At 47.6% G+C, this 13,965-nt stretch carries 21 protein-coding genes and 5 pseudogenes; 20 read left to right on the forward strand and 6 right to left on the reverse strand.

The genetic code is table 11. From position 1 onward, the window contains the following. The first annotated feature begins 21 nt into the window (after positions 1-21). Together GW590_RS06900 and GW590_RS06905 are read left to right on the forward strand one after the other, a co-directional pair. Entirely contained in the window at positions 22-684 is a 663-nt protein-coding gene (locus GW590_RS06900) for a hypothetical protein (RefSeq protein WP_169402285.1), read from the forward strand. Further along, on the forward strand, positions 681-1,118 hold the full coding sequence (locus tag GW590_RS06905; protein WP_169402286.1) for a hypothetical protein: 438 nt from the start codon (positions 681-683) through the stop codon (positions 1,116-1,118). Before GW590_RS06900 ends, GW590_RS06905 begins: the two co-directional genes overlap by 4 nt. A gap of 48 nt (positions 1,119-1,166) precedes the next feature. On the opposite strand, the gene GW590_RS24525 is transcribed toward GW590_RS06905, so the two are convergent. Both GW590_RS24525 and GW590_RS24305 read right to left on the reverse strand, forming a co-directional pair. After that, on the reverse strand, positions 1,167-1,385 hold the full coding sequence (locus GW590_RS24525; protein WP_328803049.1) for a SymE family type I addiction module toxin: 219 nt from the start codon (positions 1,383-1,385) through the stop codon (positions 1,167-1,169). 95 nt (positions 1,386-1,480) lie between these two features. Next, positions 1,481-1,654 carry a SymE family type I addiction module toxin gene (locus GW590_RS24305; RefSeq protein ID WP_328803050.1) on the reverse strand — a complete coding sequence of 58 codons (174 nt, stop codon included), beginning with the start codon at positions 1,652-1,654 and terminating at the stop codon, positions 1,481-1,483. Positions 1,655-1,899: 245 nt separating this feature from the next. On the opposite strand from GW590_RS24305, the gene GW590_RS06920 reads away from it, so the two are divergent. The 8 genes and pseudogenes from GW590_RS06920 (at position 1,900) to GW590_RS24610 (ending at position 6,763) form a co-directional block, all read left to right on the forward strand. Continuing rightward, the gene (locus GW590_RS06920; protein WP_169402288.1) at positions 1,900-3,120 is read left to right on the forward strand and encodes a VENN motif pre-toxin domain-containing protein; all 1,221 of its coding nucleotides are present in this window, start codon (positions 1,900-1,902) and stop codon (positions 3,118-3,120) included. 3 nt (positions 3,121-3,123) lie between these two features. After that, the gene (locus tag GW590_RS06925; RefSeq protein ID WP_169402289.1) at positions 3,124-3,561 is read left to right on the forward strand and encodes a hypothetical protein; all 438 of its coding nucleotides are present in this window, start codon (positions 3,124-3,126) and stop codon (positions 3,559-3,561) included. A gap of 103 nt (positions 3,562-3,664) precedes the next feature. Next, positions 3,665-4,404 (forward strand): annotated as a pseudogene (locus GW590_RS06930) (IS256 family transposase); the annotation flags it as partial. A 15-nt stretch (positions 4,405-4,419) separates the two neighbouring features. Continuing rightward, positions 4,420-5,277, forward strand: a pseudogene (locus GW590_RS06935) (VENN motif pre-toxin domain-containing protein); the annotation flags it as partial. After that, positions 5,274-5,516 carry a hypothetical protein gene (locus GW590_RS06940; protein WP_169402290.1) on the forward strand — a complete coding sequence of 81 codons (243 nt, stop codon included), beginning with the start codon at positions 5,274-5,276 and terminating at the stop codon, positions 5,514-5,516. The pseudogene GW590_RS06935 and the gene GW590_RS06940, both read left to right, overlap by 4 nt. A gap of 157 nt (positions 5,517-5,673) precedes the next feature. Next, on the forward strand, positions 5,674-6,246 hold the full coding sequence (locus GW590_RS06945; protein WP_328803052.1) for an adhesin: 573 nt from the start codon (positions 5,674-5,676) through the stop codon (positions 6,244-6,246). Then, the gene (locus GW590_RS06950; RefSeq protein WP_169402291.1) at positions 6,230-6,499 is read left to right on the forward strand and encodes a hypothetical protein; all 270 of its coding nucleotides are present in this window, start codon (positions 6,230-6,232) and stop codon (positions 6,497-6,499) included. Before GW590_RS06945 ends, GW590_RS06950 begins: the two co-directional genes overlap by 17 nt. 24 nt (positions 6,500-6,523) lie before the next feature. Then, a complete protein-coding gene (locus tag GW590_RS24610) occupies positions 6,524-6,763 on the forward strand; it encodes a TNT domain-containing protein (RefSeq protein WP_408014917.1) in 240 nt (79 codons plus the stop codon). A gap of 112 nt (positions 6,764-6,875) precedes the next feature. On the opposite strand, the gene GW590_RS06960 is transcribed toward GW590_RS24610, so the two are convergent. After that, a protein-coding gene (locus GW590_RS06960; RefSeq protein ID WP_169402292.1) for an IS3 family transposase occupies positions 6,876-7,984 on the reverse strand; the annotation gives its coding sequence in 2 pieces (ribosomal slippage) (positions 6,876-7,732 and positions 7,732-7,984; 1,110 coding nt in all). 150 nt (positions 7,985-8,134) lie between these two features. On the opposite strand from GW590_RS06960, the gene GW590_RS06965 reads away from it, so the two are divergent. The 3 genes from GW590_RS06965 (at position 8,135) to GW590_RS06975 (ending at position 9,514) form a co-directional block, all read left to right on the forward strand. Then, entirely contained in the window at positions 8,135-8,611 is a 477-nt protein-coding gene (locus tag GW590_RS06965) for a contact-dependent growth inhibition system immunity protein (protein WP_169402293.1), read from the forward strand. A gap of 307 nt (positions 8,612-8,918) precedes the next feature. After that, a complete protein-coding gene (locus GW590_RS06970) occupies positions 8,919-9,149 on the forward strand; it encodes a hypothetical protein (RefSeq protein ID WP_169402294.1) in 231 nt (76 codons plus the stop codon). Next, positions 9,149-9,514, forward strand: coding sequence for a DUF596 domain-containing protein (locus tag GW590_RS06975; protein WP_169402295.1), 366 nt, complete (start codon positions 9,149-9,151; stop codon positions 9,512-9,514). Before GW590_RS06970 ends, GW590_RS06975 begins: the two co-directional genes overlap by 1 nt. 43 nt (positions 9,515-9,557) lie before the next feature. Here the strand turns inward: GW590_RS06975 and GW590_RS06980 are convergent, their stop codons facing one another. After that, positions 9,558-9,770, reverse strand: a complete 213-nt coding sequence (locus tag GW590_RS06980; protein WP_235955893.1) for a SymE family type I addiction module toxin — start codon at positions 9,768-9,770, stop codon at positions 9,558-9,560. 138 nt (positions 9,771-9,908) lie between these two features. Here GW590_RS06980 and GW590_RS24310 point away from each other — a divergent pair, with 138 nt between their 5' ends. From GW590_RS24310 to GW590_RS06990, 4 genes and pseudogenes are all read left to right on the forward strand, one after another. Then, positions 9,909-10,463: a VENN motif pre-toxin domain-containing protein gene (locus tag GW590_RS24310; protein ID WP_235955877.1), complete on the forward strand. Its 555-nt coding sequence runs from the start codon at positions 9,909-9,911 to the stop codon at positions 10,461-10,463. A gap of 287 nt (positions 10,464-10,750) precedes the next feature. Continuing rightward, positions 10,751-10,807, forward strand: a pseudogene (locus GW590_RS24530) (hemagglutinin); the annotation flags it as partial. A 27-nt stretch (positions 10,808-10,834) separates the two neighbouring features. Beyond that, complete coding sequence (locus GW590_RS24315) at positions 10,835-11,023, forward strand: hypothetical protein (RefSeq protein ID WP_235955878.1); 189 nt, start codon at positions 10,835-10,837, stop codon at positions 11,021-11,023. A 218-nt stretch (positions 11,024-11,241) separates the two neighbouring features. Beyond that, positions 11,242-11,538 carry a hypothetical protein gene (locus GW590_RS06990; protein WP_169402296.1) on the forward strand — a complete coding sequence of 99 codons (297 nt, stop codon included), beginning with the start codon at positions 11,242-11,244 and terminating at the stop codon, positions 11,536-11,538. Positions 11,539-11,584: 46 nt separating this feature from the next. Here the strand turns inward: GW590_RS06990 and GW590_RS06995 are convergent. Next, positions 11,585-11,739 (reverse strand): annotated as a pseudogene (locus GW590_RS06995) (SymE family type I addiction module toxin); the annotation flags it as partial. A 410-nt stretch (positions 11,740-12,149) separates the two neighbouring features. Between GW590_RS06995 and GW590_RS07000 the strand changes: the two are divergent. Next, positions 12,150-12,368 (forward strand): hypothetical protein, encoded by a 219-nt coding sequence (locus GW590_RS07000; protein ID WP_169402297.1) that lies wholly within the window; start codon positions 12,150-12,152, stop codon positions 12,366-12,368. A 91-nt stretch (positions 12,369-12,459) separates the two neighbouring features. Here the strand turns inward: GW590_RS07000 and GW590_RS24320 are convergent. Then, a pseudogene (locus GW590_RS24320) lies at positions 12,460-12,642 on the reverse strand (IS3 family transposase); the annotation flags it as partial. A gap of 507 nt (positions 12,643-13,149) precedes the next feature. On the opposite strand from GW590_RS24320, the gene tssB reads away from it, so the two are divergent. Together tssB and GW590_RS07010 are read left to right on the forward strand one after the other, a co-directional pair. Next, the gene (gene tssB, locus GW590_RS07005) at positions 13,150-13,632 is read left to right on the forward strand and encodes a type VI secretion system contractile sheath small subunit (RefSeq protein WP_169402298.1); all 483 of its coding nucleotides are present in this window, start codon (positions 13,150-13,152) and stop codon (positions 13,630-13,632) included. 38 nt (positions 13,633-13,670) lie between these two features. Then, a complete protein-coding gene (locus GW590_RS07010; RefSeq protein ID WP_211186676.1) occupies positions 13,671-13,964 on the forward strand; it encodes a hypothetical protein in 294 nt (97 codons plus the stop codon). Position 13,965 lies beyond the last annotated feature (1 nt).

Here is a 13,965-nt window from a genome sequence, read left to right on the forward strand (position 1 = left end):
GTTGTTGTTGAGAATAACTTCATGGTCCCACCACCGGCGGCCCCTGTGGTTGTAGGTGGTGAAGCGGCAGCCGTCGCCGGCGCGGTAGGTCAGGGCGTTCGTCAGGTAAGCGGTAAAGACGACGACGAGGAGATGGGGGGAAGCTGTGAAGGCACCCGCGAGCAGTGCGCGATGCGTGACGGCACCCGTGGGCCGGAACATACTGAGTTACCGATAGCGGATAAAGATCCGACCGGCGGCAAGCTGGAAAATCCGGCCCCGACAGAGAACACGGCCACCACGCTGACGACGCCGGATCAGTCGGACAAGAACGGAGCCAGCCATACCGGAAAAACCGATGGCGCACCGTCTACGGCCGGAAATACCACCACGACGCCGATCCCGGATGGGCCGAGTCAGGATGATTTGGCGTATTTGACTGAGGGGCATATGTTGGGGGCTAATGGAGTTCAGACCTCCAGTAAAACTATATGGAAAGGTGCCGGTAAGGAACGAATAGATGTAGAAAATCCGGCACCGGGGCAACTACATTATCAAGATAATAAGGATAATAAATATCTTTATGATCCCAAGACGGATTCGTTCCCCGATGCGCCTAAGTCGGTAAATAGTCTATTGAATGATCCATCATTTAGGAAGGAAATCAATAAAGGGATGACTCAGTATTTAGGAGAGAAGAAATGAAGTGCAATCAATTAATGGAAAAGGAAATGAGGTTTGCAGATTGGAGGGAGTTATCTCTTCCTGATGATTTGCAGTCATGGATTAATGGCGGTTTTGTAGAGGATGACGGCTGTATTTTTTTACGCTCTCTCTATAAAAATTACCAAGGATTAGATAATTTTCCTGATAGGACAGGAGTTGAATGTTTCGTAAACTCTTTTCACATTGATGATTATGTATCCGAACGGTATCTCGATTACTCTTTTTTGTTTTGTGAGAAGATATTGTCTTGCTGGAAGAAATATAATCAGGTTAAGAAATTAAATGTGATTATTTCTCATGATGAATTTGGTGCAGTGGTTAAGTTTCATGTGAAGCGTCAGGACGAAAACTGGTTAAGTAGTAATCTTGAAGGATATGAAGAAGCAGTTTTAGAAACAAGTGAGCCTATTTAAAGTTAAAAACGATCCCGGCCCCTGAGCTGGGATCGTCGTTTTTACCGGTCAGATCCTAAGCTCCGCCTCAATCACCAGCCGCCCGTGCTCGAGGGTGACGATAACGGGATAGCCGGTGTTGAAGCCGAGATCTTCCAGCCAGCGACCCTTCAGCGTGAGCAGTGAGGTTGCCAGAAAAAGCTTCATTGACCGGACAGGAAATGTTTTGTCAGTACCGTCATGCCGACGGTATGACAAAACCACCCGGTCAGGGCCATGCCCCGACACCTCCGCGCGGAAACAAAAATCCCCGGTGCGGGCCGGGGGGGAGGATAAGGGTGTTATTCCTCAGCAAACGTCAGGCCGCCGGGGTAATGCCTGATCTAGTTGGCGGCGGCGTCCGGGTCAAAGGGTTCAATGCTCAGCCCGTCGAGACAGTGCCACAGTTCGCGGGTGTTCTGGGCGGTGATAACCATGCAGCCGGGCATGACACGTATTTTTAACGGCATCCCGTCGGTAGACCCGGCTTCGGTAAGCCAGGCACCTTGCAGCGACACCGCCTGAAAGCGGGCGTGCTCATAGCGTTCGGCTTGGGAATGCGTTGTATTGCCTTATCATCGCAACCCAACACTGGATGGCAGCGGCTGACGCTGCTGCTATGATGCGTGGGTTGCAGGCGAAAGCCACGGCAGGGCGGTAGCGTGTCGGGGGCCCCTCAGTGCCTCTCGGGATAATGCCAAAAATCCTGATGGCAGCAATAGTAAGTCAACTTACGTAACAGGTCACCGGGCAGACGATCGTGATGATAAGCGATCAACTCATCTTGAAGGCCAAAGAGGAAGCTGCCAATAACCTATTGGCGGACAAAGATTATCAGTCTGCTTCGCCAGACATACAGAAAAAGCTGATGGATGCTGCTAATCTTGCAGTTGACCAAAAATATGGTAATGGTAGTACTTACTGGACGGCGGCCACGGCGATCAGCGGAGCGCTGGCAGGATTAGCCGGAGGGAATGGTGGTGCGGCGTTGGCCGGAGGACTGGCCCCTTATCTGTCGGAAGCGGTGAAAATCGCGACGACGAAAGAGGGAGAGGTGAATGTTCCCGCTAACCTGGCAGGTCATGCGCTGGCCGGTGCCCTGATTGCCTATCTGCAAGGTGGCTCCCTTTCTGCAGGGGCGGTTGGCGGTGCCGGAGGTGAAGCGGCGGCGAGGGTGATCAGCGCTGAGCTTTACCCGGGCATCAAGGCAGCGGACCTGACGAATGAGCAAAAAGCCAATATCAGTGCGTTAAGTACGCTGGCAGCGGGCTTGGCCGGAGGAGTATTAAACGACTCATCGATGGCCGGTATACAGGCCGCGGCGGCCGGGAAGGTGGCTGTTGAGAATAACTTCATGGCCCCACCACCGGCGGCCCCTGTGGTTGTAGGTGGTGAAGCGGCAGCCGTCGCCGGCGCGGTAGGTCAGGGCGTTCGTCAGGTAAGCGGTAAAGACGACGACGAGGAGATGGGGGGAAGCTGTGAAGGCACCCGCGAGCAGTGCGCGGTGCGTGACGGCAGCCGTGGGCCGGGACATACGGAGTTACCGATAGCGGATAAAGATCCGACCGGTGGCAAGCTGGAAAATCCGGCCCCAGACCAGAATAAGGGAACATCACTGGTTACGCCGGATCAGAGTGGCGGGCAGGGCGCAAGCAATACGGGTAGTAGCGATGGTGCGCCGGATATAGGCGGAAATACCACGACGACGCCGATCCCGGACGGGCCGAATAAAGATGACTTGACTTATTTAGCTCTTAAAGGGAAAGAACTTCAAGAAGCGGCCGGAAAACTAGGTTTTGACCAAAAAATCCCGGTGCCTAAAGTTCCATTCAATTCTCATGGGCAACCTGCATTCTTTGACGGTAAAACGTATATCACGCCTGATGTTGACAGTCATAATGTTACCAATGGTTGGAAAATGTTTGACCGCAAAGGTAAGCGTATAGGCACATATGATGGTGATCTAAACAGGATTAAGGACTGATATATGTTTGGGATTTTTCCTGAAAATACACAGGTAGATATCGAGGGCGAATGCGTTTTGCCTGCATCAATAATCATTGATGATTTTTCAGAAACGATGAATATACCTCTATCTTACTGGAATATAAGTGATTACAAAGATAACTGGTTAAGTTCTCTTGAAGAAGGACTGGCAAATAAAAAGCATGCTACTTTAGCTGTTTCAATGTATGAGCCTGAGAATACGAATTTTATATTAACTTGGGTGTTATATTTTTCGGGTAATAATGTGTTCGTTCAAAATAGCATTTTATTTTTAGATGAGTGTCCTGGGTTCACTCCTCAAACTATAAATAGTTTTACTCAACCGCGAACAACACATAATGAAGATGGTATGAAAATATCGGAATGGAATACTGATTTAAAAAGTGTTCTCGATTTTTATCATAGTCTTAAAGACTAAAATGAATCCCAACCTCTCGCGGTTGGGATTTTGAGACTGTAATTAAAATTGTGTAATTGCCTGTTTTTGATAGCTTCACTCCAACAATGGAGACATGCAATTTATGGACGAAAAGAAACTCAAGGCACTTGCGGCCGAACTGGCTAAAGACCTTAAAACCGAAGCCGATCTTAATCAGTTTACTCGTATGCTGACGAAGCTTACCGTCGAAACAGCGTAACTGACCATCTGGGCCATGAGAAAAATGCACCGAAAACAGGCTCCAACACCCGCAACGGTTATTCATCCAAAACACTACTGTGCGACGATGGCGAGATTGAACTGAGCACACCTCGTGACCGCGAAAACACCTTCAAGCCTCAGCTCATAAAGAAAAACCAGACGCGCATCACGAAGATGGATAGCCAGATTTTATCCCTGTACGCCAAAGGCATGACCACGCGGGGAATCGTCGCCACGTTCAAAGAGATATACGACGCTAACGTGTCACCTACGCTGATATCTAAAGTCACCGATGCGGTTAAATAGCAGGTCATTAAGTGGCGAAATCGACCTCCAGATGAGCTATATCAAATTGTTTTTATTGATTATATTTTTTTAAAGGTTCGTCACAGCGGCAACGTGATTAACAAAGCCATGTTCCTCGCTCTGGGTATTAACACCGAAGGCCAGAGAGAGCTGCTGGGTATGTGGCTGGCCGAAAAGGAAGGGGTGAAGTTCTGGCTCAGTGTGCTGACAGAGCTGAAGAACCGGGGGCTTCAGGATATCCTGATTGCCTGCGTGGACGGTCTGAAGGACTTCCCGGATGCCATCAACAGCGTCTATCCACAGACCCATATCCAGCCTGCAGGGGCGTAAGGCGGTGCCGGAGGTGAAGCGGCGGCGAGGGTGATCAGCGCTGAGCTTTACCCGGGCATCAAGGCAGCGGACCTGACGAATGAGCAAAAAGCCAATATCAGTGCGTTAAGTACGCTGGCAGCGGGCTTGGCCGGAGGAGTATTAAACGACTCATCGATGGCCGGTGTACAGGCCGCGGCGGCCGGGAAGGTGGCTGTTGAGAATAATCTGCTGGGTGGCAGTGAATGGCTCCAGACGGAAAAAGCCAGGGAGCATGGTGCTGATGTTCTCTCCTGTAGTGATAATCCTTCTGGTGAAGCCTGTAAGCGGGGGCAGGCTGAAAATAAAGCTTATGCAGCCGCATTAGCGACAGGTAGCGTTACCCTGTTACCGGGTGGTGCTCAGGCTATGTGGGAACTGGGTGCTGGGGCGAATGCAGGTATCAGTTATCTGGCGGATGGCACGATAGATCCGGCGAATGCAGTGATAGCGGGTTGGGTAAATGTTATCAGCATGGGTAATGGCCTGGCGGGTACCGTTGGCTGGAATGCGGCAGGTGGTGCGCTGGGTAACTGGATTGATGACAAAGATCCACTGTCTGGTGCGCTCATCAATGGTGCTGGTTCTGGTATCGGCTATGGCATTGGTAAAGGACTCTCATGGGGAGTTAATGCCGGGGCAAACTGGTGGAAAGGTGGTCGGGATCCGAAGTTTAATCCGACTTTGCAAAAATATACTGAAATTAAAGGCGATTTTGGTATATCAAAAGAAGTAACACCCAGTAACATTCCTGGCAGTTTTGGCGACATAGGAGCATCTTTCTCTTCTGAGTATGGTGGGAAAAAACTCGAACCAATCATTGAGGATAAATTGAAATGAAACCCTTCAATAAGAAAATATTAAACCTGCTGATTCTATTTATCGCCTGTATGCTGGGGATTGTGGTTAGTTTCCTGTGTATCGCCTTTTCTATAGACGTTTTAGTTTGGATGCTAACAGGATCTTTCGATTTGACAAAAGCCGATATACTTAAAATCATTAAAATTGGTTGTGTGATTGGTACTTTCACTGGTGCTGTTTTTGTTATTGCCAGGCTATTTAAACTAAAAGGATTTTAGAGTGAAGATAGGATAAAATTTCATCCACAGAGTTGGGATTGTTGTTGAGAATAACTCGCTGAGTGGTCTGGAAGGCTTCGGTACCGGCTTCCAGAATAATGTCCAGGCCCAGGGATCGCTGGTAAATAATACCAATCTTACTGATGAAAACGGCAAAGTGCTGAATCCGGCAACACCAGAGCAAATTAAGTATGCCTCTGATAAGCTGGTGACGGGGGAATTACCGGAGGGTGCCAATATCACCAAAGTTATCGTGAATGGATATAAAGATGGTGTGTTGATAGCGGGAGCCGCTTATTTAGGGCCAGCGGCATCGGTAGGTAAAGTGGTGGGCGGTGCAGTAATAGCGGAAATCGCCAACGGTACTTATCAGTGGTTCGATCTGAGTAAACCAGGCAACGAAAATAAAGGCTGGGATTACTGGGGAAGTGTCTCGGCCGGCATTACAGGAGCACTGGCACCAGGCTGGAATATATGGCAGAACGCAGGGATCGCGGCAGGTGGAGCGCTCTTTACTGATGGACCTGACAAAGGTGCTTTAACTGGTACAGGAGCTGGTTGGGGATTTGGTAGTGTGGTTGGTGTGGTTGCACCGCCTGTATTGAAACCAGTTTTAGGCCCTGGCTCTGGCTTTGTTAGTGATGTTATTGGTTCTGTTGGCGGTGAATTTATTGGTAATAAAGTTAAAGATAAAATAAATAAGAAGGACTCTAATGATGCTGAAAAATAAAAAACAGAAAATAAACTTGAGGCTTTTATTTTTAAGTATTGTTTATCTTGTTGTTTGTTGTTTTATTTTTTTCTTTATAGCTAGTGTTGGTATTGATTTGATTTTTGATGGTAAGGTGAATTTAACGCGAGAAGTAATTATAGATGTCATCGTTGTAAGTACTATCGCGGGCACTGCGGGAGGGCTGGGTTCATGGCTCTTCGCTAAAATAGACGAACGTAAAGCTCGCAAATCTCCCCCATCCGATCCGTAGTAAACAACGATCCCGGCCAGTCTCCTGAGCCGGGATCTTTTTACCCGCCGATCACCCCTCAGCCAGCCGGATGATCAACGCGCCTTGCCTGACTCAAGTTTGAAATCACCATATCGGCAGTATGAGGTTTTAAGGCCGATCCCAGATGTAACCTCTGGAAGCGCAGCTCCTTGGTTTGGAAAACCGGGCATGGGGACTCAGTATCAATTGCCGATGAGTATTGATGAATTGGTGAAGGAAGGCTTCATTAAGCCAATAAAGTAAGTTGGAGGTGATAGTAGTGAAACTTGAATAATTAGCAGATTATTTTTTCAAGTACGCAAGAGAGCAGGGAAATCCATATGATAGATTCCCTTTGGTGTAGTCCCTCCCGTTTTTAGTACCACCGCCAATGAGGATCTCCGGCCAGTTTTTGCCTCGCATAGATAACGGGTGGCATATCACCCAGTGAGCTATGCGGACGTTCTTCGTTATATTCTGCGCGCCAGTCTTCTGTTAGCACACGGACTTCTGACAGTGTTCTGAACAGATACATATCGAGTATTTCTGTTCGTAACGTTTTGTTAAATAGCTCAATAAATCCGTTTTGCATTGGCCTGCCTGGCTGAATAAAATCGAGTATCACGCCGTGCAACTCTGCCCATTCGGCTAAAGCAGTGGCTGTAAGTTCTGGCCCGTTATCGCTGCGTATAAATGTCGGATAGCCTCTTTCAGCACTTAACCGCTCCAGGATGCGTACAACGCGATGAGCCGGTATATTCAAATCAACCTCGATTGCCAGCGCTTCCCGATTACAATCATCGACGACGTTAAATAACCTGAATCGCCGCCCGTCGACCAAGGCATCACTCATAAAATCAACTGCCCAACAGTGGTTCATTTTATGCGGAATAACCAACGGCTGTGGATGCCTGTTAGGTAAGCGTTTTTTTCCTTTACGCCGAAGGTTCAGTTTTAATAATCGGTAGACCCGGTAAACCCGTTTTGCATTCCACAGTAATCCTGCTTGGCGTAACTTATTGAACATGAGGCCAAAACCATAAGCCGGATACTGATGCGCCAATTTTTGCAGTGCCTCGACCACGGGCAGATCCCGTGCCGTATTCGGAGAATAATGCAACAGGCTTCGACTTATACCGATAATCCGGCACCCGCGTCGTTCGCTGGTCTGATGTTCCGTCATGACGTAACGCACCCACTCACGCTTTTCGGGTACCGCTAAAGTTTTTTTGAAACAATATCCTTAAGGATTTCATGATCTAAGCTCAAGGAGGCATACATCTGCTTTAATCGGCGGTTTTCCTCTTCCAGCTCTTTCATTCGTTTGATATCAGAAGACTCCATACCGCCGTATTTAGATTTCCAGTTGTAATAGCTGGCTTCCGACACGCCGTTTTCGCGGCACACATCCTTAACATGCCGACCCCCTTCAACTTCTTTTAGAACTAGCAGGATCTGAGTTTCAGTGAAACGCGATTTCTTCATGATGAGCCTCCTTTGGTTGTATTTTAACCAGAGAACACTATCAAGCAGTAAGACTAAATTCAGGGGGGACTACAAATGGACAGCGATTAACAGGGCCATTGAGTATGGTAAGAACAAAGGCGTAACAGTTAAGGTAACACAGGTGAAATAATGAAATTTAATAAAAATCAGGACTACTGGGTTAGCTGTTACTGTACTGATAAATTTCTACTTATTGAAACTCAATCAGGATTAGGGATGGTCGGATGTGATCCTCTTTTCCCTTCCCATCTTTTACAGCCAAGTGTAGAGAATGGGTGTATTGGCGAAACTATATTAGTAGCATTATCAAATAGCAGAACATTAACTATGGCGGAATATGGTTCTTTTTTTGACCCTGAAAAAGGTGAAGAACAGTATTCGGCCTGGATAGCTATGTTGATGGAAAAATATGGCTATAAGACCAAAAAAGCTTTGTTCAAAGATATGAAAAAATGTGGCATCCATTGTGTGAATGACGTTATCACTATTTCACCAACACGCCATGAAAAACTGGAAGCATGGGGAAGGACGAAAGATGATGGTATTGAAGATGTCATTCTTTCTGTCGATAGTTCCCCTGCCGAAATCGGTGCAGGGTTACGGTAAGCATTCAGTCGCTGCAAAGGTTAATTAGAAACCCCGCCCACACTTGGCGGGATTTTTTTCCTTGTATATCTACACAGCCTGACCGGACAGGAAATGTTTTGCGGCCACCGCCAGTGGGCCGTGCCCCCAAAACCACCCGGTCAGGGCTACACTCCGACACCTCCGCGCGAAAACAAAAATCCCCGGTGCGGGCCGGTGGTGAGGATAAGGGTGTTATTACTCGGCAAACGTCAGGTCGCCGGGGTAATGCTTGATCCAGTTGGCCGCCGCGTCCCCTGTATTCAAAGGGGCTACTGACGCGAATGTTATGACTTATTTCAAACAGCTAACAGGATCAGAAAATATGCCATCTGCTAAGGTTATAGCAGGTAAGGGAACTGTATATTCGGTAAAAATAACAGAAGGTTCCTCTTCCGGTAGTACTTTGACATTGAGAGATTTTTCAACATCAGTACAACAAACCGGTGCCAAATGGACTATAGATTTAATGACTCCATCAATAAACGGTGGAAAACGGGTGGAGGTTAAATTTAAGTAATGGAAAATATTGATAAGATATATTCATCGGTTGTAAATAGCTCCTATGGTCTATCCATGGGGGCTATATGGCAGCATATTTGCATCGCTTGTTCTGAGTTCTCAGATGATTATTTATTTAAAAAGAATGTTTTTTTTGATGTTTTGGCACGCTTATTAAATGAAAATAAAATCAAACTAGCTGCAAATGGTACATTTTGGTCTGGTACGATTGAGGAGCAATTAGAAATATTACAAACGGCTTGGCCGCAATATCCATCTGATGATGAGGATGATGATTTAGATGATTATGGCATGTGGTTTTTAGTTAAGGCCCCTGCTGGAGTGGTGTGGTTAACATCTGATGGGCGGGAGTTATGGACTTAGTTGCATCCCGGCCCCCGCACCGAGGGGGAGGATAAGGGGGTTATTACTCAGCAAACGTCAGGCCGCCGGGGTAATGCTTGATCCAGTTGGCCGCCGCGTCCGGGTCAAAGGGTTCAATGCTCAGCCTTTCGAGACAGTGCCACAGTTCGCGGGTGTTCTGGGCGGTGATAACCATGCAGCCGGGCATGACACGTATTTTTAACAGCATCCTGTCGGTAAACCCGGCTTCGGTAAGCCAGGCACCTTGCAGCGACACCGCCTGAAAGCGGGCGCGCTCATAGCGTTCGACTTGGGAATGCGTTGTATTGCCTTATCATCGCAACCCTTGACGGGTTGCGATGGAACCCCAGACCGCCCCCCACAACACCGGATGGCAGCGGCTGCAACCGCTGCCATGGCAGACAAAGAAGCGGAAATCAGCACCCGACTGTCCACCGCAGGGTTAACGCCCGAACAAATTAGTGCCACGCCGGAATTTAAACAGATTGAGCAGGATTACGGAATTGGTGGAAAATACTGGACGGCAGGGATTTCCTTTACCAGCGCCTTATCTGGGTTGTTAGGGGGAAATGTTGAGGGCGCGGCTGCGGGCGCAGCGGCACCGTATCTGGCCAATCTGGTCAAGCAAATCAGCGGCGGAGACAATGATAATGTCGCATTACGCACGATACTGCACAGTGCCTTAGGGGCATTTCTTGCCAGAGCGCAGGGAGGTGATGCAGTGTCGGGTGCTGCAGGCGGTGCAACCGCAGTGATCTTTACCCGAATTTTCTACCCGGGTATAAAGACGGAAGCCCTGACGGAAGAACAAAAACAGATAATTGATAATCTGGTGGTGATAGCCGGTTCAACAGCAGGTGGACTGGCAAGCGGTAGCCTGTCTGGTGTTGGCAGTGGGGCGAATACGGCGAAGAATGAGGTTGAGAATAACTCGCTGAGTGCCAGTTAGGCACTGAGTTTTGATAAAGAGCTTTCCAATTGCCGGAAATCCGGTGGTGACTGCCAAGCTGTTATCGATAAGTGGAAACAGGTCAGCGACAAGCAAAGCGGCGATACCGATCAGAAACTAAAAGATAATCCACTTGAAGCACAGGTTGTTGATAAGGATATCGCTCAGGGTGGTTCGGATATGGCGGCTCGTCCGGGCTGGCTGGGGAATCTTCCCGGTGTGGATGTGATGTCCAGCGAGGAAGCCAAGCTTACGTTCAGCAGTGGAACGGACAAGATCTGGGGAACATTGATGTAAACAGTCCTGGCTGGACGAAATTTGCAGCGTTTGCATCAGATCCTGAGAATCAGGCAGCAGTGGCATCGCTGGGAATGTTGGGTAAAGATCTTTTCCTGATAGCAAAAAATAGTTTTGCAACTAAATCCTTATTTAAAGAGATGGCAACTCAGGGTATTAAATTTACACCAGAAAATGTGGTGGGTGCTGCAAAGGATAATAGTGGAAAGATCATTTTCCTTGAGAAGGGTAATTCTAGTTCAGGGCTACAACATATTGTCTAAGAACATGGAAGTCAATTTGCACAAATAGGTGTATCAGAAGCACGAATTCCTGATGTAGTAATGAAAGCTGTCACAGATGGTAAAATAGTTGGTTACCAAGGGTCTGGAACTGGTCGGCCAATATATGAAGCGATGATAAATGGTAATAAATACAATATTGCTATTACTGTAGGGAATAACGGGTATATTGTGGGTGCTAACTTACGAGGTTCAGTAAAGTGAAAAAAATAAAATTGATGGCTGACTACCATTGTCATCCATTGTGGGGGACAACTCTGGAAGATTTTGGAGATATATCTCCTGAAGAACTACCGATATCATCGGAGTTGAAATACAGTCTCAGAGAATGGGCTGAACGATACGATGCCATACTTAATATGGATGATCCGGCGTCATCTGGTTTTAAAAGTAAAGAGGAAGAAAAACGATTTATTGATGATGGTTATAAGTTGACTTATCTTCTTCAAGAAGAACTTGGAGATAACTATATTGTTATTTACCACTCTGAGTATTAATTAATCCCGGCCAATGAGCCGGGATTTTACTTTATAACTCAGCCAGTTAAACTTCATTCGCCAGGCGGATGATCAACTGTCCTGGCCGGTGATCACTTCGATCTTCTGCCCGGTCGTAAAGCCCAGCGCCTCCAGCCAGCGGCCCTTGATGGTGAGCTGGGGAAGTGGGTTCGGCTGGCCCCTGTTAGGCCTGTATCCGACTCAGTGATGTGGCTTAATGATCTTGGACACGTATCAAGGCCAATATTGCGGAAAGTCAGCAGATGCGGGAGTCGTCTAATTTTGGGCAGTATAGTAAAAGTTCAGGAAACGCTGAGAATCTGGCCGCCGAACCATGGGGCGTATGGACCGGTTGAGAAAGTAACATTGCCTACTGGAGAAATCGTTGATAGACACGGCTATTCTGGAGGAAGTTTTGTATCGACTGTTGGTGTGCCATCCTATGAAACTACAAGACCTTATTTTTAATATGAGATCATTAAGCCTATTCCTGATGTTCCTAAATCTAAGATTTCGCCATGATTCGGGCAAAAAGGGACTGGAGTTCAGTATGAATTGCCGAAATCAGTTCAATGGTACTTGGATAATGACTATATGAAAAAGGGAGATAAATGACTCGTGATGAACTGATTACTCAATTATCTCTATTAGAGGTTAATGAGAATAGCTACTCATTAGATGGATTAAGGAGTAGCGATTGTACCTGTGTCGTGCAAAGAGACGAACAATGGGACGTGTGTTATGTAGAAAGAGACTCTCCTTATACGATTGCTACATCGTCTTCTAAAGAAGAAGCCTATCAGTTTGTTTTTGAACAATTTAAAAAATAGTTATCGTGAAATAAAGCTAATCCCGGCCTCGCGCCGGGATCGTCATTTTTTCCGGCGGTAAATGTCAAGGTAGTTGGCACCCCTGGTTAATTTAAACGGCCTGTTTTGTCCGCTCCGGATTCAGTGTTACCGGGCCTTTCGGCTGCCAGTTTCTCGTTCTCCCTGACCACCGCTCAGGATGGGCTTTCTGCGCCGTCCGGTACAAGTCATCACGCTGCTTCAGCAGGGCATTATCTTCTCCTCGGTGCCGCTGCCCCGCCATCTCCACGCGCAAAGTTAAAACGTAGCATCTGCGTTTCTTCATCGGTCCATAAGCCACTTGCCTTTCTGCCAAACCCCAGCAAATGCATTCCGCTAAGTACCGCAGCCTCTGTCCTGCATAGGTTGCGGGCAACACTGGTTACATCATCACTAAGATAATGTTTCTCGACATAGCGTGTTTCTCACAGCGTCCATGCAGATCGCCGGTTGGCGCATTTGAGCTTCATAAAGTCAGATGTCGTTAACAGTTAGCCAGATTGAATTATTGATATGCGCAAATGTATCTCTTGTAATGAATGGCTCAAAAAATCAATTCTAATTTTAGGACTAATCCCAACCTCTTTTGCAATTCATCTCAATAACTTAACTCAAACTATAGGAAAATTAGTATATAAAACAACTAGAAAGATATAAATCGCTTCGTTGCTTTAGTGGTGTGACCTGCTATATATTTGCGCGGTAACACAGAGGAAAAGTGTGCCTACGCGTGCTGTTCGCACCATCTTTACAAGGAGTAAGTATGAGTAACTCTTATCAAAACGAAATCCCTAAAGCACCTTTAAATTTGCGTTTCGATCTGCACACCGGCGGTGCAGCCAAGAAAACCGAGCTTCCTCTCCAACTTGTAGTCACCGGCGATTTCAGCAACAGCGCCGAAGATCGTCCGCTGTCTGAGCGCAAAAAAATCAACGTTAACAAAAATAACTTCAATAGCGCGCCTGAAGTGAAATTCTCCGTGCCGAACACCCCGGCCGCCAACGGCAGCGAAGATAGCCTGCAGCTTATCTTCTGTGACAGGAAAGACTTCGAGCCGGAGCAGGTTGCTCGCCAAATCCCACAGCTGCCCGCCATGCTGGCTATGCACAACCTGCTGCGCAACCTCAAATCTAACCTGCTGAACAACGTCACCTTCCGCAAAGGGCTGAAAGCCATCCTGAAAGATCCGGCACTTAGCGACGTACTGCGCGGCGAACTGTCTGCGTTAGCCACCGAACAAGCCTGATCATCCCCGTAACGAACTATAGATAGAGAGAAATACTTATGTCAGTTCAGAATGAAACCCATGCCAATGGTGAAACCACCTTGCTGGATCGCCCGGCTGTGGGTGGCGTTTATGCGTCGCTGTTTGAAAAAATCAACCTCAACCCGCTATCGGCGTTGAGCGCTCTCAACGTCTGGCAGAACAATCAGACAATGTCGGATGCCACCGCCAACAGCCGCATCAACGCGCATCTGCCGTACATCTTCCTGCTTTCGCGCATCCCGCACTTCCAGGTGGAAGGCATGGACGTGAACCTGTCGCTGGTTTCTCAGATGCCGAAAGCTAAAGCGTAAG

The sequence above is a fragment of the Rouxiella aceris genome, from assembly GCF_012933545.1.
GTDB classification, from domain to species: Bacteria; Pseudomonadota; Gammaproteobacteria; order Enterobacterales; family Enterobacteriaceae; genus Rouxiella; species Rouxiella aceris.